The 17,501-nt window shown below is 69.0% G+C and carries 19 protein-coding genes, 1 pseudogene and 1 riboswitch; of the genes and pseudogenes, 10 read left to right on the top strand and 10 right to left on the bottom strand.

From position 1 onward, the window contains the following. Window positions 1–42: 42 nt before the first annotated feature. From ABEU20_RS14560 to ABEU20_RS14545, 4 genes are all read left to right on the top strand, one after another. Window positions 43–747, top strand: coding sequence for a YciI family protein (locus tag ABEU20_RS14560; RefSeq protein ID WP_420165110.1), 705 nt, complete (start codon window positions 43–45; stop codon window positions 745–747). Next, a complete protein-coding gene (locus ABEU20_RS14555) occupies window positions 737–1,990 on the top strand; it encodes an RNA polymerase sigma factor (RefSeq protein ID WP_420165109.1) in 1,254 nt (417 codons plus the stop codon). Before ABEU20_RS14560 ends, ABEU20_RS14555 begins: the two co-directional genes overlap by 11 nt. Window positions 1,991–2,061: 71 nt before the next feature. Further along, window positions 2,062–2,176: riboswitch (SAM riboswitch) on the top strand. Window positions 2,177–2,229: 53 nt separating this feature from the next. Beyond that, a complete protein-coding gene (locus ABEU20_RS14550) occupies window positions 2,230–3,546 on the top strand; it encodes an aminotransferase class V-fold PLP-dependent enzyme (RefSeq protein ID WP_420165108.1) in 1,317 nt (438 codons plus the stop codon). Window positions 3,547–3,737: 191 nt separating this feature from the next. Further along, on the top strand, window positions 3,738–4,373 hold the full coding sequence (locus ABEU20_RS14545; RefSeq protein WP_420165107.1) for an LLM class oxidoreductase: 636 nt from the start codon (window positions 3,738–3,740) through the stop codon (window positions 4,371–4,373). Window positions 4,374–4,383: 10 nt separating this feature from the next. On the opposite strand, the gene ABEU20_RS14540 is transcribed toward ABEU20_RS14545, so the two are convergent. The 5 genes from ABEU20_RS14540 to ABEU20_RS14520 form a co-directional block, all read right to left on the bottom strand. Then, a complete protein-coding gene (locus tag ABEU20_RS14540; RefSeq protein WP_420165106.1) occupies window positions 4,384–5,142 on the bottom strand; it encodes an SAM-dependent methyltransferase in 759 nt (252 codons plus the stop codon). A gap of 33 nt (window positions 5,143–5,175) precedes the next feature. Further along, the gene (locus ABEU20_RS14535; RefSeq protein ID WP_420165105.1) at window positions 5,176–5,961 is read right to left on the bottom strand and encodes an oxidoreductase; all 786 of its coding nucleotides are present in this window, start codon (window positions 5,959–5,961) and stop codon (window positions 5,176–5,178) included. 116 nt (window positions 5,962–6,077) lie between these two features. Next, entirely contained in the window at window positions 6,078–6,632 is a 555-nt protein-coding gene (locus ABEU20_RS14530) for a flavin reductase family protein (RefSeq protein WP_420165104.1), read from the bottom strand. 123 nt (window positions 6,633–6,755) lie between these two features. Further along, complete coding sequence (locus ABEU20_RS14525; RefSeq protein ID WP_420165103.1) at window positions 6,756–7,229, bottom strand: YbaK/EbsC family protein; 474 nt, start codon at window positions 7,227–7,229, stop codon at window positions 6,756–6,758. A 15-nt stretch (window positions 7,230–7,244) separates the two neighbouring features. Further along, window positions 7,245–8,354, bottom strand: a complete 1,110-nt coding sequence (locus ABEU20_RS14520) for a hypothetical protein (RefSeq protein ID WP_420165102.1) — start codon at window positions 8,352–8,354, stop codon at window positions 7,245–7,247. A gap of 70 nt (window positions 8,355–8,424) precedes the next feature. On the opposite strand from ABEU20_RS14520, the gene ABEU20_RS14515 reads away from it, so the two are divergent. After that, on the top strand, window positions 8,425–9,057 hold the full coding sequence (locus ABEU20_RS14515; protein ID WP_420165101.1) for a TetR/AcrR family transcriptional regulator: 633 nt from the start codon (window positions 8,425–8,427) through the stop codon (window positions 9,055–9,057). On the opposite strand, the gene ABEU20_RS14510 is transcribed toward ABEU20_RS14515, so the two are convergent. Next, a complete protein-coding gene (locus tag ABEU20_RS14510) occupies window positions 9,051–9,572 on the bottom strand; it encodes a 2-oxo-4-hydroxy-4-carboxy-5-ureidoimidazoline decarboxylase (protein ID WP_420165100.1) in 522 nt (173 codons plus the stop codon). The genes ABEU20_RS14515 and ABEU20_RS14510 overlap by 7 nt on opposite strands. A 218-nt stretch (window positions 9,573–9,790) precedes the next feature. Between ABEU20_RS14510 and ABEU20_RS14505 the strand changes: the two are divergent. The 4 genes and pseudogenes from ABEU20_RS14505 to ABEU20_RS14490 all read left to right on the top strand — a co-directional run bounded on the left by ABEU20_RS14505 (window position 9,791) and on the right by ABEU20_RS14490 (window position 13,190). Then, window positions 9,791–10,145: pseudogene (locus ABEU20_RS14505) on the top strand (VOC family protein). 32 nt (window positions 10,146–10,177) lie between these two features. Continuing rightward, on the top strand, window positions 10,178–10,615 hold the full coding sequence (locus ABEU20_RS14500) for a carboxymuconolactone decarboxylase family protein (protein ID WP_420165099.1): 438 nt from the start codon (window positions 10,178–10,180) through the stop codon (window positions 10,613–10,615). Window positions 10,616–10,653: 38 nt separating this feature from the next. Continuing rightward, a complete protein-coding gene (locus tag ABEU20_RS14495; RefSeq protein ID WP_420165098.1) occupies window positions 10,654–11,484 on the top strand; it encodes a crotonase/enoyl-CoA hydratase family protein in 831 nt (276 codons plus the stop codon). 32 nt (window positions 11,485–11,516) lie between these two features. Continuing rightward, on the top strand, window positions 11,517–13,190 hold the full coding sequence (locus ABEU20_RS14490; protein WP_420165097.1) for an MDR family MFS transporter: 1,674 nt from the start codon (window positions 11,517–11,519) through the stop codon (window positions 13,188–13,190). Window positions 13,191–13,212: 22 nt separating this feature from the next. Here the strand turns inward: ABEU20_RS14490 and sigJ are convergent, their stop codons facing one another. The 4 genes from sigJ to ABEU20_RS14470 all read right to left on the bottom strand — a co-directional run bounded on the left by sigJ (window position 13,213) and on the right by ABEU20_RS14470 (window position 15,911). Beyond that, a complete protein-coding gene (sigJ, locus tag ABEU20_RS14485; RefSeq protein ID WP_420165096.1) occupies window positions 13,213–14,076 on the bottom strand; it encodes an RNA polymerase sigma factor SigJ in 864 nt (287 codons plus the stop codon). Between the two features lies 1 nt (window position 14,077). After that, window positions 14,078–14,551, bottom strand: coding sequence for a carboxymuconolactone decarboxylase family protein (locus tag ABEU20_RS14480; protein ID WP_420165095.1), 474 nt, complete (start codon window positions 14,549–14,551; stop codon window positions 14,078–14,080). 119 nt (window positions 14,552–14,670) lie between these two features. Then, window positions 14,671–15,333, bottom strand: a complete 663-nt coding sequence (lexA, locus tag ABEU20_RS14475) for a transcriptional repressor LexA (RefSeq protein ID WP_420165094.1) — start codon at window positions 15,331–15,333, stop codon at window positions 14,671–14,673. Between the two features lie 86 nt (window positions 15,334–15,419). Further along, window positions 15,420–15,911: an inorganic diphosphatase gene (locus ABEU20_RS14470; RefSeq protein ID WP_005515761.1), complete on the bottom strand. Its 492-nt coding sequence runs from the start codon at window positions 15,909–15,911 to the stop codon at window positions 15,420–15,422. Between the two features lie 179 nt (window positions 15,912–16,090). Between ABEU20_RS14470 and dacB the strand changes: the two genes are divergently transcribed. Continuing rightward, window positions 16,091–17,500: a D-alanyl-D-alanine carboxypeptidase/D-alanyl-D-alanine endopeptidase gene (gene dacB / locus ABEU20_RS14465; protein WP_420165093.1), complete on the top strand. Its 1,410-nt coding sequence runs from the start codon at window positions 16,091–16,093 to the stop codon at window positions 17,498–17,500. The last annotated feature ends 1 nt before the right edge of the window (window position 17,501 follow it).

Genomic DNA, 17,501 nt, shown 5'->3' with positions numbered 1-17,501 from the left:
AAAGCGGGGTAATCGGCCCCGCGTCGGAGAGAGGATGACGACATGTACTACTTGGCACTGCTCGCCGCCGAGGAGAGCGGCTCCGCGGCGGTACCCGGGACCGACGAGCACGCCGCGTCGATGCAGCGGCATCAGGAGTTCTGGACCGAGGCGCAGGAGGCTGTCGCCGGTGGCGGTCTCCATCCGGGCGCGGAGGCCGCGACGATCCGGCACGACGGCGGACAGGCGAGCGTGACGGACGGGCCGTTCGCGGAGGTCGCCGAGGCGGTCGGAGGCTACTACGTGTTCGACGCCGCCGACCTGGACGCCGCGTTGAGTCTCGTGCGGCAGCTCCCCGACGTCTCGACCGGGCACGTGGAACTGTGGCCGATGGTGTTCTGGAACGGGAAGGACGAGTCGGCCGACCCGCGGTGGGCCGCGCTGCTGCGCGAACCGTCGGGGTCCGCGAACGAGCCCGGCTCGGCCGAATGGGAGGCGCGGGTGTCCGAACACAAGCGTTTCGGCGAGATCGCGGGCGACCGGATCACCGGTTCCGGTGCGCTGTTCCCGCCGGCGTCGGCGACGACCGTACGTCTGCGTGACGGGGAGATGCTGCTGACCGACGGGCCGTTCACGGAGGCCAACGAGATCGCGAACGGCATCTACGTGCTGTCCGCGGCCGACCGGGACGCGGCCGTCGCGCTCGCGGCGCAGATTCCGGTCGGCCCCAAGGGGTGCGTCGAACTCCGGCAGATCGTTGCCGACTGATCGGCCCGCGACGGCCGCGCCGGTGACGGTGGACCTGACGCGCGTGTTCCGGGAGGAATCCGGCCGCGCACTGGCCACCGTCGCCGGCCTGGTCGGCGACATCGCGATCGCCGAGGATGCCGTGCAGGACGCGTTCACGGAAGCACTGCGCACGTGGCCCGTCGACGGTGTGCCCCGCAAGCCCGGCGCGTGGATCACGACCGTGGCGCGGAACCGGGCGATCGACCGGCTGCGTCGCGAACGGCTACGCGGTGACCGTGAGCTGGACGCCTTCCGCCGGCATCCCGAGGAAGCCGACGACGACGTGCCTTCCGTCGGGGACGACCAACTGCGGCTGATCTTCACGTGCTGCCATCCGGCACTGTCCGCGGAATCGCAGGTGGCGCTGACGCTGCGCCTCGTGTGCGGGCTCGGCACCGCTGAGATCGCGCGTGCCTTCCTGCAGTCCGAATCCACTGTGGGACAGCGGCTCAGCCGAGCGAAGTCGAAGATCCGGAACGCGGGAATTCCGTTGCGGCTGCCGTCCGACGAGCAGTTTCCCGAACGCCTGTCCGCCGTGCTCGCCTGCGTGTATCTCGTATTCACCGAGGGCTATTCGGCTACGTCCGGTGACTCGGCCGTCCGTGCCGAGCTGTGCGACGAAGCGCTGCGGCTGGGACGTCTGCTGTGCGATCTCGTACCGGGAGAACCCGAGGTATGGGCGCTGTCGGCGCTGATGTGCCTGCAGGACAGCCGGCGTGGCACCCGTCTCGACGCGACCGGACGGGCGGTGCCGCTCGACGAGCAGAATCGGGCGAAGTGGGACCGCGAGCAGATCTCGGAAGGGTTGAGGTGCTTGACGATTGCGGTGCCCGGTGGTGGCGGACGATATGCGCTCGAGGCGTCGATCGCGGCCGCGCACGCGGTGGCACCGTCCTTCGCGGAGACGGACTGGGCCGGCATCGTCCGCGCCTACGACCGCCTGCTCGCGCTGCGGGAATCGCCGGCGGTTCGCATCAACCGTGCTGTGGCGGTGAGCTTTCGGGATGGGCCGAACGCCGGGCTGAGAGCGGTCGACGCGTTGGGAACTTCCGACGCCGACCGGATCGGGCACGTCGTGGCGGCGGTTAGGGCCGATCTGCTGCGGCGGGCGGGGCGCACCGCGGAGGCGGCGAGCGAGTATCGCCGGGCCGTCGCGCTGACCCGCAATGCGTCCTCGCGGCTGTTCCTCGAGCGACGCCTCGCGGAGCTCGCCCGAGTGTGACGACCATCTCATGGCCGAAGGGTTGACGGTGGGTTGACATCGCGCGGACGGCTCTGCCATTCTCGTTGCCAGGTCACGAGTACCAGCGTCAAGCCCCGGCTAGCTGGTCGGCAACCCTCCAACCGCGGTGGGGTGCTCCGGGTGACGACCAGGTCATGGTCCACAAGGACATGGCAAGCGCGGACTCCGATGGCGTCGACTTCCACTGCCGACGAGTCCCAGGACTCGAAGGATTTGTGATGACCGCTGTACTGACCGCCGACGCCTGTGCCACCGCCCCGATCGCTCGGGTGTCCGGCTGTGACTTGCAGGTTCCGCTCGTCGGGGGTGGAACCTGCGTTTATGCGAACTTCGACTACGCGGCGAGTGCTCCGGCGTTGTCGCAGGTCACCGACCGCGTCCAGGAACTGCTGCCGTTCTACGCGAGTGTCCACCGCGGTGCCGGCTACGCCTCGCGAGTGAGCACCGAGGCCTACGAGAGCGCCCGCGGCTCCGTCGAGCGCTTCGTCGGCACCGATGCCGATCAGGTCGTGGTCTTCACCCGCAACACCACCGATTCGCTCAACCTCCTCGCCAGTTGCGTTCCCGGTGACGTCGTCGTTCTCGATATCGAGCATCACGCGAACTTCCTGCCGTGGAAGAACTCTCGCGTTGTCGAGGCCGCCGATACGGTGGCCGAGACCATCCGCCGGATCGTCGCCGAGCTGTGTGCCAAGCCCGCCGCGCTCCTCGCCGTCACCGGCGCCTCGAACGTCACCGGCGAGGTCCTCCCGATCGCCGAACTCGCCGAGATCGCGCACCGCTGTGGCGCCCGCATCCTCGTCGACGGCGCGCAGCTCACCCCGCACCGCCGCGTGAACCTGACCGAGAGCGGCGTCGACTACCTGGCCTTCTCCGGCCACAAGCTGTACGCGCCGTTCGGCGCCGGCGTACTCGTCGGCCGCCGCGACTGGCTCGACGAGGCCGAGCCCTACCTCGCCGGCGGAGGCGCCGTGCGCGAGGTGACCGTCGACGAGACCTGCTGGGCCCCGGCCCCGGCCCGTCACGAGGCCGGCAGCCCCAACGTCCTCGGCGTCGCGGCCCTCGCCGCCGCATGTGATGCGCTGGCCGCGTTGGATTTCGAGAAGGTCGTCGCACACGAGCAGGTCCTTGCCACCCGCCTCGCGGAGGGTCTCGCCGAGATCGACGGCGTGCAGCTGCTGCGCCTGTGGTCGGACGCCCCGGACAGCGTCGGCATCGTCACCTTCACGATCGACGGCTACGAGCCCGGTCAGATCGCCGCATTCCTGTCGGCCGAGCACGGCATCGGCGTGCGCGACGGCCGCTTCTGCGCCCACCCGCTGCTCAACCGCATCGGCCACGCCGGCGGTGCGGTGCGTGCGAGCCTCGGCCTGGGCACCGGCTCCGACGACGTCGAGCGTCTGATCGCCGCCGTCCGCCAGCTGGTCGCCGGTGAGCAGACGTGGAACTACGGCAAGACCGACGGCCTGTGGAACCCGGTTCCGGAGACCCGTGGCTTCTCCAGCAGCACCGACGGTGCCGCCGAGTGCGTCTAGCCGCCTCGGAATCGGTCTGATTCGAACTGTGGTGGGGGACCGGATCGGGGGATAACGTGACGCGCATGGAGTCGACGCACACGGACGGGCAGTGGTCCCGTCGCCATGTCGATCTGTGCCGCACCTCCTCGGACAGCTGTACGCGCTGACGCCCCGCGCCCTCACCAGCTGTCAACTCCCGAGGAATCGTCATGTCCCACTCCGTTTTCGCTTCCGTCCCGTCCATCGCCCCGAGACGCCCGCTGCGGGTGGCCGTCGAACTGACGCTGGCCGGACACCATCCGGCCGCATCGCGCATCGCCGGCAACGTCCCGCTCACCGGGCCCGACTACTGGGTCGACCTGACCGTCGGCCCCGACATTCTCGACCTTGCCGCCCGGCCCGCCGTCGTACGGCGCATCCAGGCCACCGATCTGCGCGGCGCGCAGCAGGCCCGCGAGCGTATCCGGGCCGAGGTCGCCGCCGAGGGCCGCGATCCGGACAGCGTCACGGTCCTCGTCGACGTCGAGGTCCTGATCGCCGCCGATTTCCGCAGCGCCCGAACCGAACTGGCGCTGCTCGACGAGACGCTCGGCGTGCCGCACCAGTCGTCGTCGCTGTCCTACGTCGGCACCGCGGAGGGGCTCGCCAGCCTACTCGCCGACATCCGGGCCGCCGACGTCGCCGACGGGGTCACCCTGTTGCCGCTCGCACTCCCGAAGGTGCTCGAGCGCATCGTGGACGGGACGCTGCCCTGGCTGGAACGGCGCGGACTGGCGACCGCGTCCGACGCCGTGGACGAGGCACTCGCCCGATTCGGACGGACTCGCCCGGCTCGCGCTTCCTGAGCCTGCTCCGTCAGTCCGGTTTGCGGGCCTCGATGAGGAATCGGGTGGAGTGGGCGACGAACGACCCCTCCGCTCGGATCAGCTGGTCGAGGTCCCGTAACCGGGCACGGTAGGCGTCGACGGTGAAGCCGGGGACGATCCAGATCACCTTCCGCAGGAAGTAGATCGCCGCGCCGACATCGAAGAACTCCATGCGCAGCCGCTCGAACTGCAGATCCACGACCTCGAGCCCGGCGGCGTGCGCCTCGGCCACAGCCGTGTCCGGATGCCGCAGTTTTCGTGCCTCGGGTTGCGGACCGAGGAAGTGCTCGGCGAGTTCGAAGGCACTCGCCGGGCCCACGTGCTGCGCCAGATAGACCCCGCCGGGGGCGAGCACCCGAGCGATGTCCGGCCACGACACGATGTTGGGATGACGGCTGCTGACGAGATCGAAGGCGTTGTCCGCGAACGGTAGCGGTGGTTCGTCCGACGCCCGGACCACCACCACACCCAGCGGGTGCAGCACCTCGGTGGCCTTCACCAGATTGGGTGGCCAGGACTCCGTCGCGGCCATGGTCGGGGGAATCGCTCCGGCGCCCGCGAGGACCTCCCCACCGCCGGTCTCGATGTCGAGTGCGGCCGACGCGCGTGCGAGGCGCTCGCCCAACTGGCGCTGATAGCCCCACGACGGGCGCTCCTCGGTGGCGCGGCCGTCGAGCCACGAGAATTCCCAGCCCTCCATCGGGGCGGCCTCGGCCTCTGCGACCAGTTCGTCGAAGGTGCGGTCCATGACGTCGATTGTCCCAGCGATCGGGGTTGTGGATCAGAGGGTTTTGATCAGTCCGCCGTCGATGACGAAGTCTGCACCGGTGACGTTTCCGCAGCGGTCGCTGGCGAGGAACGCCACCAGATCGGCCACTTCGTCGGGACGGGTGAAGCGGCCCGTCTCGGAACCTGCCGCAGCGGCCTCGACGACCGACTCCGCCGTGTTGCCACTCACCCGCGCCACCGTGGAGGCGACCCCGCCTTCGGCGAGCCACAGGGCGGTGGTCACCGGGCCCGGGCTGACCGTATTGACCCGAATATTCTGACCGGCAACCTCTTTGGACAACGACTTGCAAAAGTTGGTGAGCGCGGCCTTCGCGGCGCAGTAGTCCACGACACCGGGGTCCGGGAGGAAGGCGTTGACCGAGCTGACGGTGACGACGGATCCGCCGCCGCGGCGGACGATGTGGGGGAGAGCAGCGCGCGTGGTCCGCACCGCGGACAGGAACGTCAGGGTCAGCGATGCCATCCAGTCCTCGTCGGAGACGCTGGCGAAGCCACCGGTGCGTGGGGTGACCGCGCCGGCGTTGTTGACCAGGATGTCCACACCACCGCGCTCGGCGGCCGCCTCGACCAGGGCCGGCGGGCCCTCCGCGGTGGACAGGTCACACGGCACGAACGTCACATATCCACCGGCCTCGAGTGTTTCGAGTTCGGTAGTGCGAGTGCGTGATCCGGCGACGACGTGTGAGCCTTCGGACACCAGCGCGTGGGTCACCGCAAGTCCGATACCCTTGCTCGCACCCGTGACGACGGCGGTCTTGCCGGCCAGATGCAGATCCATGACTTCTCGATCCTGTGGACCGGATGGTGTCGGACCCATGCTACCGCCGTCGGTGCGCCGTCCTCAGCCCAGTTCACCGTCGATGACGAACCGGGCCGGGCGAACCCACCGAAGTATCAGTCGATCGGCGTCGCGCGGTGGTACCGGCCCTCGTGGTACAGCAGGGGAGCGGCGGCGGCTTCGTCGTCGTTCTCGTTGTGCAGACGGGTGATGTGGCCGATCACCAGCGTGTGATCGCCGGCCGGGATCAGCTGGTGGATCGTGGTCCGCATCCAGATCGGCGTGCCGTGCAGCACGGGTTCGCCGGTCTCGAGACGCGACCACAGCGTCTCGTCGCTGAACCGCTGGTCCGCGCTGCGGGAGAACCGCTGCGACAGGTGCTGCTGGTGCTCGCCGAGCAGGTGCACGACGACCGAGTCGGTGGCGTGCAGCGCGTTGATGCTCGACGAGTTCAGCGCGATGTTGAACGAGATGAGCGGCGGATTCATGGAGAGCGACGCGAACGACGTCGCGGTGAAGCCGACCGGACCGTTCTCCGAATCGAGGGTCACGATGGTGACGCCGGCCGGGTGGCGGCGCATCGCGGCCTTGTACTCGTCGTTGCTGATGCCCTCCGCGCCATCGGCGGGGACGACAGCAAGCTCGGGCGCGTTCTCGACAGACTGTGACAAGGCATTCTCCGATTCGAACCTGGTGGACTGTCGCCACTATAAGGCCGTGCTCACCGGGCAACCAGGTTCTCGTTCACTGAGCGGGCAACTACTCTTCCCGTGCTCCGCGCCGCCTCGGACCGATCAGTCCATATCGACGGCCAAGCCGGCCGTCACCCGCAGGAGTTCGGGGAAGGTGCTGCGGAAGACCGTGTCGGGGTGCCCGGCGGCCGCCCACAACTCTGCGTGCGCGGCGAGGGCGGTATCGAGGTACGTCGGCAGATTCGTGGGGTGTCCGAGCGGCGCGACGCCCCCGATCGGCTGACTCGTCACCTCCTGCGCGACGTCGAGCGAGGCGCGGGTCAGGGTGCCCTGCAGGCGGGCCCCGGTGGCTGCCACGTTCACCTCGTGAGCCCCGGAGACCAGCAGTAACACCGGTTCGTCGTCGAGCAGGAAGATGAGCGACTTCACGATCGCACCCGGGTCTGCCCCCAGCGCTTCGGCTGCCTGCACGGCGCTGCGCGTCGGTGCCGGCTGCGTGACGATGACGCCGTGGTGACCGCGCGCGATCAACGTGTCGGCGACGTGCGCCGCATTGGGATGCAGCAGCCTGGGCATGGATTCAGAGTAGGACTACTTCGTGGCGGCGGCAGCCGTATCGGCGCTCGAACTGCCGATCTTCCGCGACCGCCACGCGGTGAATCCGAGCAGCAGGACAGCGCCGACCGCCGTGTACAGCGCGAGCGCCACCGTCGGCTGCCCCAGCCCGACGTTGTCGAAGTACACGATGCTGCGCACGCCCTCGGTCCCGGCGCCGGGAGTGATCCACTTGCCGATGGCAGCGTAGAAACTCGGGATCACGTTGGCGCCGAACGCGCCACCCGCGCTCGGGTTGCCGAGCACCACGAACACCGCGATCGCCAGGGGTACCGCGAGGATGCCGATCGCCGCGCGCAGGCCCAAAGTGAACAGCCCGGTCGCGAACACCACGCCGGTGCCCAGAATCCACAGCGGGAACCAATGGCCGGCAAAGGTTCCCAGCCCGTGGGTCGTGATGAGCGCGCCGAGCGCACCCGACACGACGGCGTAGCCGAACATCACCGCGACCTGCGCCCACGCTCGTCGCAGCGTCGCCGGCGCCCCGATGACGAGGCCGATCGCCGCCGCCAGAAGATAACCGCCGACGACCCAGCCGATCGACAGGTAGAAGCCTGACAGCCCTCGATTGTCGTGCGCGCCGACCGGGATCTCGTCGCGCACCACGAGCTGCCGATGCTGGCTCTCCGCGACCTTCCCGAAGATCGACTCGAGCGCCGACGCGATGGAACTGCCGCCCGCACTCGCGGTGATCAGGGTGTCCGTGCCGTTCGGTTCGATCACGTACGCGCCCTGGATCTCGCGATCGCGGAGCAGACGCCGCACCTCGGCCGTGTCGGTGGCGACGCGGGCGGCGACAGGATGCCCGTCGAGCGCGTTGAGCTGATCGACCGACTGTTGCGGGATACCCGCGGGCAGGCCCGGGCCGGCGACCACGGCGACGGAGATGTCCCGCGGCGTCGGCTGATGGAACGCCGCGACGTAGCTGAGGATGAATCCGAGCTGCAGCGCGAGCACGCCGACGACTAGCGCCGCCATCACCTTGCGCGGCCCGAATCGCTCGAGCGGACTGGCATGCGCCTGGGGGACTGCGGGGGCGGTAGCGGGCGTCGTGGCGTCGGCTGTCTCGGTGGTCGGTGCGGTCACGGGTGTCCTCGGTGTCTGGGTGGTCCGCGCGGTCTTGTCGATACCGTGGGTATTGAATACCCTAGGTATCGTGACTGGTAGTCGTCAAGACGAGTTGTCCGCGACGGCGCGGCCCGGGCGGGACGTGGTGCGTGCCCGGATCCTCGATGCCGCGGCCGACGAGTTCGCCGAGCAGGGATTCACCGGCGCCAAGCTCGCCGAGATCGCTCGCCGCGCCGGATTCACCAAGGGCGCCGTCTACTCGAACTTCGAATCCAAACAGGATCTGTTCGCCGAACTGTTCGCGCAGCGCTCCCTCGACCTCGCGGGTCGCGTCCTCGCCGAGATATCCGGCCTCGACCTGGCCCATGCCGTCGGGCGCGGCGGCGCCGAGATCGCGGCCGCACTCACCGCCGACCCGGACTGGTCGCTGCTCGTGTTGGAATTCGGCGTCCAGGCGGGCCGAGATCCCGTCGTGAAGCAGGCGTATCTGCGCGAGCGCCGCTACCTACGAGGCAAACTCGTCGAACTGATCGGCGACCGTGCCCGGGAGTGGGGGGTGGACCTCGACGTCCGCACCACCGCCATCGCCTTGATGGCACTCATCTCGGGACTTGTCCTCGAGCATTCCGTCGACCCCGAGGAAGTGGACCAACGAGCGATGGGCGACGTGGTGACCACCCTGTTCGCCGGCGCCGTCGCGCGGGCCACCCGGTCTCAGTAGTCCGGAAACCCGCCCTCGGGACCGAGCATCCGTTCCAGCCGGGTACGCGTGATTCGGGCGAGTTCCGTTGTCCGGACCTTTCGTTCGGTGTCGAGGTCGTGGGACATCCGGGTCGTCAGGTCGGCCAGCAGCGCCCGCCCGTCGCGGCCGTCGGAGAACCACACATAACGGAAGCCGAAGCGCTCCTCGTAAGCGGTCGCGGCGTCGTCGAGCGTGCGCATCACGGCGGCGTCCTCGACCCACACGGCGCACTGTTCACGAAACGACGGCAGGCTGCGCGCCCGCGCGCCGATCCGCAGATGGCCCTGCAGTGCCTGCGCGATCTCGGACTCGGGCAGCGCGTGCAGCTCGGCGTCTGCGGCCGCGAGTAGTTGCGTCTGCGACGTGTAGCGGCGGCCGTCGGCAAGGCGCGCGGACCACGGCAGGCAGCAGCAGCACTCGAACAGCGCGTGCACCGCCCGACGGCGGGGGAGCTCGTTGAACCGGTCGAGGCCGATTCCCTGGTGCAGGAGCATGCGCAACCTCTCTCGACGTCGCAGCCACGTGTGGGCAGTTCGATCATGCTCCGGTTGCCGCGCGATGTGGGCCGAGGGGTGGCGAATTTCCACACATTTAACGGGTCGGCGGGCGCGGAAAGGCGCGTGCCGAGAGACGGAATCACGAGTTCGGAGCACCGGCCTCGTGGAACTGGGAGTATCGAAGACGCCCACCGATCTCGGGACGAGAGGACGACATGCGCGTCACACGAATCACGGCCAATCTCCGTGTCCCCGAGGTCGATGCCGCCAGGCGGTTCTACACCGACTTCCTCGGATTGAGCACCGAAGAGTTCGACATGGGCTGGGTCGCCCGCTACACCTCGCCCGACACCGGGGTGAGTGTGCAGCTCGTCACCGGCGACGCATCGGCCCCCGAGGACTCCGTCGTGTCGGTACACACCGACGACGTCGATGCCGCGTACGCCGAAGCGCGGGCGGCCGGGTTCGAGATCGTGTACCCGCTCACCACGGAGCCGTGGGGGAGTGCGCAGATTCTTCGTCCGCGCGCCGGACGGGAACGTTCTGAACATCGTGCGGCACCGCGAATGATGCCGTCTCACTCGGAAATCGAAGGAGCACACATGAGTTCCGTGAACCTCGGCAAGCAGCACCCGGAGGCGTACAAACAGTTGATCGCGCTGAACGGGCAGGCCGACGCGGCCGTCGAGGCGTCGGGTCTGGGCCCACTGGTGGGTGACCTGGTCAAGATCAGGATCTCGCAACTCAACGGCTGCGCCTTCTGTCTGCGCATGCACACCCGTGACGCCCTCGAGAAGGGCGAAACGAGCGACCGGGTGGCCGTGCTCGCGGCGTGGTGGGAATCGCAGTACTTCACGCCGCAGGAGCGGGCGGCGCTCGCGCTGGCGGAGCAGGTGACCCGACTGTCGGTGCCGGACGCCCGGGTGTGGGACGACGGGTCCCTCACCGACGAGCAGGTGTCGGCGATCAGCTGGCTCTCGATCGTGATGAACGCGTGGAACCGCGTCGCGATCACCAGCCACTATCCCGTCGCTCCCTGACGCTGGTGCGCCCGACGCCGTCAAGTTACTCTTCGGTAATGACGGAACAGCAGAGCTGGAAGGCGTTCACAGTCGAGCGCAAGGACCACGTCGCACAGGTGACCCTGATCGGCCCCGGCAAGGGCAATGCGATGGGACCGGACTTCTGGGACGAGCTTCCCGGCATCTTCGCCGAGCTCGACGCCGACCCGGAGACCAGGGCCGTCGTGCTCGCCGCATCCGGCAGGCACTTCTCGTTCGGACTGGACCTGCCCGCGATGAGCGGCGGCTTCGGTGCCGTCCTCGCCGACAAGGCCCAGGCCGGGCCGCGCACCGACTTCCACAACCTCATCAAGCGCATGCAGTCCGGGATCAACGCGGTCGCGGACTGCCGCAAGCCCGTCGTCGCCGCGATCCAGGGCTGGTGCATCGGTGGTGGCGTCGACCTGATCTCGGCCGCCGACATCCGTTACGCGAGCGCCGACGCGAAGTTCAGCATCCGCGAGGTCAAGGTTGCTATCGTCGCCGACATGGGCAGTTTCGCCCGCCTGCCGGCGATCATCGGCGACGGGCACCTGCGTGAACTCGCGCTGACCGGCAAGGACATCGACGCCGCCCGCGCGGAGAAGATCGGACTGGTCAATGACGTGTTCGAGGATGCCGACGCAGTGCTCGCCGCGGCCCACGCGACCGCCGCCGAGATCGCGGCCAACCCGCCGCTCGTGGTGCAGGGCGTCAAGGACGTGCTCGACCACAGCCGCTCCGCGGCGGTGAACGACAGCCTGCGCTACGTGGCCGCGTGGAATGCGGCCTTCCTGCCGTCGGAGGACCTCACCGAGGCGATCACGGCGGTGTTCCAGAAGCGTCCGCCCGAGTTCCAGGGACGCTGACCACGATGTGACGAGCGACGGCGGGGCCGGACATGACCGAGGAACCACGAGGCACCGATCCCGCCGTCGCCCCCGGGCAGGCCACTTTCAGCCACCGCCAGATCCTGGCGATCCTCAGTGGCCTGATGCTCGGCATGTTCCTGGCCGCGCTCGACCAGACGATCGTCGCGACCGCGATGCGCACCATCGCCGACGACCTCGACGGGTATGCGCTGCAGGCGTGGGTGACCACCGCCTATCTCATCACCGCGACCCTGGTCACCCCGCTGTACGGGAAACTCTCCGACATCTACGGCCGCAAACAGTTCTTCATGGCCGCGATCGTCCTGTTCGTCCTCGGGTCGGTGCTGTGCACGTTCGCGCAGTCGATGTACATGCTCGCGGTGTTCCGCGCGGTCCAGGGACTGGGCGCCGGCGGTCTGTTCTCGTTGGCGCTCGCGATCGTCGGCGACATCGTCTCGCCCCGGGAACGGGCTCGCTACCAGGGCTATTTCCTGGCAGTGTTCGGAACGTCGAGCGTCCTCGGCCCGGTGATCGGTGGCCTGCTGTCCGGGCAGCCGTCGATCCTGGGGATCGCCGGGTGGCGGTGGGTGTTCCTCGTCAACGTCCCCATCGGACTGGTCGCGCTCGCCGTGGTGTGGCGGGTGCTGCACCTGCCGCCCGTGCACCGGCCGATGCGGATCGACTGGTGGGGCGCCCTGGTCCTCGCGGTCGGCCTGGTCCCGATTCTCGTGGTCGCCGAGCAGGGCCGGGCGTGGGGCTGGACCAGCCCGGAATCGTTGACCTGCTACGCGATCGGCATCGTGGGCGTGCTGGGCTTCGTCGTCGTCGAATACTTCATGAAGGACGCGGCACTGTTCCCACTGCACTTCTTCCGCGGCCAGACGTTCGCGCTCGGCGTGCTCATCAGCTTCCTGGTGGGCGCGGTGATGTTCGGCGCCATCACCGTCATCCCGCAGTACCTCCAGGTGGTGCAGGGCTCGAGTCCGACACTCGCCGGATTCCAGATGCTGCCCGCGGTGCTCGGCATCGCGATCGGCTCGGTCGTCTCCGGTCAGCTGATCGCCAGGACCGGCCGCTACCGGATCTTCACCATCGTCGGCGCCGTCCTCATCGCGGTGGCCGCGCTGCTGCTGCACTCGGTGACCGCGCACACCAGTCTGTACGTCTTCATGATCTTCATTTTCGTGCTCGGACTCGGTCTGGGGAACCTGCTGCAACCGTTGACGCTCGCAATCCAGAACGCGCTGCCGCCCAAGGACATGGGTGTCTCCACCGCGTCCGCCACGTTCTTTCGGCAGATCGGCGGCACGCTCGGCGTCGCATTGTTCCTGTCGATCCTGTTCGCCCAGCTGACGCCGTCGATCACCAGCCAACTGCAGGACGCCGCCCAGTCGCCGGAGTTCCAACAGGCCGTCGCGGCCGGTGCGAGCAGCCCGAACCCGGTGGAGGCCGAGATCGCGCGCGGCCTGATGAGCGGGGACCCGAGCGCCGCGAGCGCCGCGATGAACGACACGTCCTTCATCGAGCAGCTGAACCCCACCCTCGCGGCCCCGTTCAAGGACGGCTTCGCGATCGCCTTCGAGGCGGTCTATCCGCCGATCGTCGTTCTCGCCGTCGTGTCGCTGGTGTTGATCCTCATCTGGCGGGAAGTGCCGCTGCGGCAGAAATCGGGTGTGGACGCCGACGGGTCCGCCGACACCTGACACGCTGCCGGCGGTTCGTCCGTCAGTCGCCGTTCCCCCCGATGCCGTTGAGCTTCTGCGGGTTCCGGACGAAATCGATCGAAGTGACGCGACCGTCGGTGATGCCGAGGGCGACGACGCCGTCCAAGGTGTCGCCGGCGAACACCAGGAGCGCCGGGTTGTGGTTGACCACCGTGGCGCGCATGGTCTTACGCGGTCCCTTGCTCGCGACGGCCGACAGGAAGGCGGCAATCGCGTCGGCGCCGAGAATCGGTTCGAGTGCCGCCCGGACGATGCCGCCGCCGTCGGCGGTGAGCACGGCGTTCGGGTCGAGGACCCGCAGCAGCCCCTCGAGATCCCCGGAGGCCGCCGCATCCGCGAAGGCGTCGACGACACTGCGGTGCACGGTGGGATCTATCGTGAATCTCGGCTTACGGGAGTCGATGTGCTCGCGCGCGCGGGATGCGAGTTTGCGGCAGGCGGCGGGATTGCGGCCCAGCGCCGTGCCGATCTCGGTGAACGACAGGCCGAACAGATCGTGCAGGACGAATGCCGCGCGTTCGGCGGGGGCGAGTGTCTCCAGTACTACCAGCATCGCCCACGAGATCGAATCGGCCAGGCTGACCGCGTCGGCCGGATCGGATGCGGTCTCCACCGGTTCCGGGAGCCAGGGGCCGATGTAGCTCTCGCGGCGGGTGCGCGCCGAACGCAGAACGTCCAGCGCGAGCCGTGAGGTGGTGGTGACCAACCATCCCGTGAGGTCGTCGATGTCGTCGATGTCGCTGCGTTGCAGACGAACCCACGCGTCCTGAACCACGTCCTCGGCCTCGGTCACGCTGCCGAGCAGGCCGTAGGCCACGCCGACGAGACGTGGCCGCAGGGCGTCGAACTCCGTTGCGGCGGACATCTCAGCCCCACTGGCCGGGGGTGTAGCTGCCTGCCGGGGTGGCAGCGATGACATTCATGCGATTGTAGGCGTTGATCAACGCGATCAGACCCGTCAACGCGGCGAGTTGGTCGTCGTCGAAGTGCTTGGCGGCGTTGGTCCACACCTCCTCCGGGACGCCACCTGCGGCGTCCGCGATGCGGGTGCCCTGCTCGGCGAGTTCCAGCGCGGCACGCTCGGCGTCGGTGAACACGGTGGCCTCACGCCAGACTGCGACGAGGTTGAGACGCAGTGTCGTCTCGCCGGCGTGCGCGGCGTCCTTGGTGTGCATGTCGGTGCAGAACCCGCATCCGTTGATCTGGCTGGCGCGGATCTTCACCAGTTCCTGCGTCGCGGCAGGCAACGTCGAATCGCTGATGACCTTGCCCGCCGAGTTGATGTACTTGGCGAACTTGGCGGCAGTGGCATTGCCGAAGAAGTCGAGACGAGCGTTCATGGTGCTTCCTCCTGATGCGTTGTTTCGCGGTCGGAGGGAGGACGAGGCAGGCGCGACGGGTGTGACCTTGTGTGATGCAGGTCGCATGCCGGCTCTCGGTTCGGCGTGCTGTACGGGTGTCAGATCCGCCGCATCACCGAGACCACCTTGCCGAGGATCACGGCCTCGTCGCCGTCGATGACCTCGTAGGCGGGGTTGCGCGGCTCGAGGAGTACGTGCCCGTTGCGCCGGCGCAGCACCTTCACCGTCGCCTCGCCGTCGATCATCGCGGCCACGATCTCGCCCGAGTGGGCCTCGTCCTGGCGGCGCACCACCACGGTGTCGCCGTCGCAGATCGCGGCGTCGACCATCGACTCGCCGCGCACCCGCAGCGCGAAGACGGTGCCCGAGCCGACCAACTCGCGCGGCAGTGACAGCATCTCGTCGGCGTGCTCCTCCGCGAGGATCGGTGCGCCGGCGGCGATGTCGCCGACGACGGGCACCGTCACCGTGTTCTCCGCCGACCGCCCCGGGGCCGAGCCGGCGAGGAACGGGCGCACGTCCAGCTGTCGGGTCATCGACCCACCGCGGCGCAGGAATCCCTTGTCCTCCAACGCCTTCAGATGCTTCGACACCGTCGACGTGGACCGCAGGCCGACCGCGTCCGCGATCTCACGGGTACTCGGCGGGCAGCCGTGCCCGTCCACCCAGTCCCGGATCGTCAGCAGGATCCGCTGCTGGCGGGGAGGCAGGGTGGAGGCGTCGAGGCCACCGAACATGTCGAGATCGTCGTAACCGGTCACCCGGCGAATCGTAGTGGGGCCGTCGGACGGTCCTGGAACGACGAAGGGCGGGACCACGATCGCGGTCCCGCCCTTCGCGGAAGAACTCAGTGTCCGCCGTTCGCCTTCAGGCGCTCGACGGCCTCCGTGATGACCTTCTCGGCCTCGGCGCGCCCGACCCAGTCGGCACCCGTGACGTGCTTGTTCGGCTCGAGATCCTTGTAGTGCACGAAGAAGTGCTTGATCGCGTCCAGCTCGAACTGCGCGACGTCCGCCAGATCCTGGATGTGATCCCAGCGCGGGTCGCCCGCGGGAACGCACAGCACCTTGTCGTCGCCGCCGGCCTCGTCGACCATCTTGAACATGCCGACCGGGCGAGCCTCGACGATGACGCCGGGGAAGACCGACTCGGGCAGCAGCACCATCGCGTCCAGCGGATCGCCGTCCTCGCCGAGGGTGTTCTCGATGTAGCCGTAGTCGGCCGGGTAGCCGAAGGAGGTGTAGAGGTAGCGGTCCAGCTTCACGCGGCCGGTCTCGTGATCGACCTCGTACTTGTTGCGCTGGCCCTTGGGGATTTCGATGGTGACGTCGAACTCCACGTCATGTCCTCACTGTCTGGGTCTACTGGCTGTCTGCCTAGCCCGCCTGGATCGACGGTTCGGGAAAAGGGTAGCGGGTCGGCGATACTGTGTGATGCGGGTGCCGCAAGCCGGCGGAACCTCGCTCGGGACGGTCTGGGTGGTCCGCGGAGTCGGCGGCAAGAGATTTCGGAGGGACGTTGGCGGGCGACGGAAAGAAGAAGATCGGCGCACTGGCCGGACGCCGCCGCCGAAATGCCCGGATCCTGATATCGCTCGCCGTCGTGCTGATCGTGGCCGTCGCAGCCCTGGCGATCGTTCTCGTGCAGCGGGACACCCCCACCGCATCGGGCAGCACCACCGCCACCTCCGCCGAACCGTCGCCGGTCACCGCGACGCCGCAGGTCGTGCCCGTTCCGGACGACGCCCCGGTGCCCACGCCCGCGGCGCTCGGCGCGGTCCTCGCCCCGCTGGTGTCGAATCCGGCACTCGGCTCGTTCACCGGCGTCGTCGCCGACGCCCGGACCGGTACGACGCTGTGGAGCCAGAACCCCGACACCCCGATGACCCCCGCCTCCACCGCCAAGATCCTCACCGCGGCCGCCGCGATGCTCTCGCTGTCGCCGGACCACCGTGTCGAGACACGCGTCGTCCAGGGTTCGCGACCGGGAGAACTGGTCCTCGTCGGCGGTGGTGACCCGACGCTCACCGCACAGCCGGCCGGGCAGCCCAGCTACTACCCGGGCGCGCCCCGCGTCGCCGACCTCGTCGAGCAGATACGCCGCGCCGGTGCCGAGGTCGACAGCATCGTCGTCGATACCAGTGCGTATGCGGGCCCGACCATGGCGCAGGGCTGGATGCCCGAGGACGTCGCGGCCGGGTACATCGCCCCCGTCGAGTCCGTCATGATCGACGGCGCGCGGAGCGACCCGCTCGCCGACGAGCCGCCGCGCAGCGCCGAGCCGGCGCTCGACGCCGGTCGTGTTCTCGCGCAGGCGTTGGGCGTCGACCCCGCCCGGGTCACCGTCGGCAGGGCCGAGTCGGGCGCCGCGCCCGTCGCGAGCGTGCTGTCCGCGCCGCTGCGCGACCGGCTCGGCGTGATGATGCGACGGTCCGACAACGTCCTCGCCGAAGCCATCGCCCGCGAGGTGGCCACCGCGAAGGGCGCCGAGGCGTCGTTCACCGGTGCGACGACGTCGATCACACAGGTGCTCTACGACGCCGGATTCAAGACCGACGGACTCACCCTCCACGACGGCAGCGGGCTGTCCGTGGACGACCGAGTCCCCGCCCGCCTGCAGGCCGACGTCCTCACCGCGGCCGCCGGTGAGACGAAGCCGCAGCTGCGCCCGATGCTCGACGACCTGCCGGTCGCGGGCGCCACCGGCACCCTGTCCGACCGGTACGCGTCGGGTGACCGCTCGGGTGCCGGCTGGGTGCGGGCCAAGACGGGAACGCTCTCGGTCGCCAGCGCGTTGACCGGATACGTCGTCGACGTGGACGGCCGGGTGTTGACGTTCGCGCTGATGTCCAACGATCGCCCGCCGGAGGTGAGCCGCCCCGCACTCGATGCGGTGGCGGGCGCGTTGCGGCTGTGTGGCTGCAGGTGAG

It is taken from the genome of Rhodococcus parequi (assembly GCF_046042785.1).
Taxonomy (GTDB): domain Bacteria; phylum Actinomycetota; class Actinomycetes; order Mycobacteriales; family Mycobacteriaceae; genus Prescottella; species Prescottella parequi.
Note: the sequence above shows the minus strand (reverse complement) of the source record. Positions and strands in the feature narration are given on the sequence as shown.

What these genes read in the sequence shown, in the direction of transcription:
- ABEU20_RS14545 (WP_420165107.1), top strand. Translation starts at nt 3,738, where the DNA reads ATGTCCCACTCCGTTTTCGCTTCCGTCCCGTCCATCGCCCCGAGACGC.
- sigJ (WP_420165096.1), bottom strand. Translation starts at nt 14,076, where the DNA reads ATGTCCGCCGCAACGGAGTTCGACGCCCTGCGGCCACGTCTCGTCGGC.
- ABEU20_RS14535 (WP_420165105.1), bottom strand. Translation starts at nt 5,961, where the DNA reads ATGGATCTGCATCTGGCCGGCAAGACCGCCGTCGTCACGGGTGCGAGC.
- ABEU20_RS14495 (WP_420165098.1), top strand. Translation starts at nt 10,654, where the DNA reads ATGACGGAACAGCAGAGCTGGAAGGCGTTCACAGTCGAGCGCAAGGAC.
- ABEU20_RS14510 (WP_420165100.1), bottom strand. Translation starts at nt 9,572, where the DNA reads ATGCTCCTGCACCAGGGAATCGGCCTCGACCGGTTCAACGAGCTCCCC.
- ABEU20_RS14490 (WP_420165097.1), top strand. Translation starts at nt 11,517, where the DNA reads ATGACCGAGGAACCACGAGGCACCGATCCCGCCGTCGCCCCCGGGCAG.
- ABEU20_RS14540 (WP_420165106.1), bottom strand. Translation starts at nt 5,142, where the DNA reads ATGGACCGCACCTTCGACGAACTGGTCGCAGAGGCCGAGGCCGCCCCG.
- ABEU20_RS14550 (WP_420165108.1), top strand. Translation starts at nt 2,230, where the DNA reads ATGACCGCTGTACTGACCGCCGACGCCTGTGCCACCGCCCCGATCGCT.
- ABEU20_RS14560 (WP_420165110.1), top strand. Translation starts at nt 43, where the DNA reads ATGTACTACTTGGCACTGCTCGCCGCCGAGGAGAGCGGCTCCGCGGCG.
- ABEU20_RS14500 (WP_420165099.1), top strand. Translation starts at nt 10,178, where the DNA reads ATGAGTTCCGTGAACCTCGGCAAGCAGCACCCGGAGGCGTACAAACAG.
- ABEU20_RS14480 (WP_420165095.1), bottom strand. Translation starts at nt 14,551, where the DNA reads ATGAACGCTCGTCTCGACTTCTTCGGCAATGCCACTGCCGCCAAGTTC.
- ABEU20_RS14525 (WP_420165103.1), bottom strand. Translation starts at nt 7,229, where the DNA reads ATGCCCAGGCTGCTGCATCCCAATGCGGCGCACGTCGCCGACACGTTG.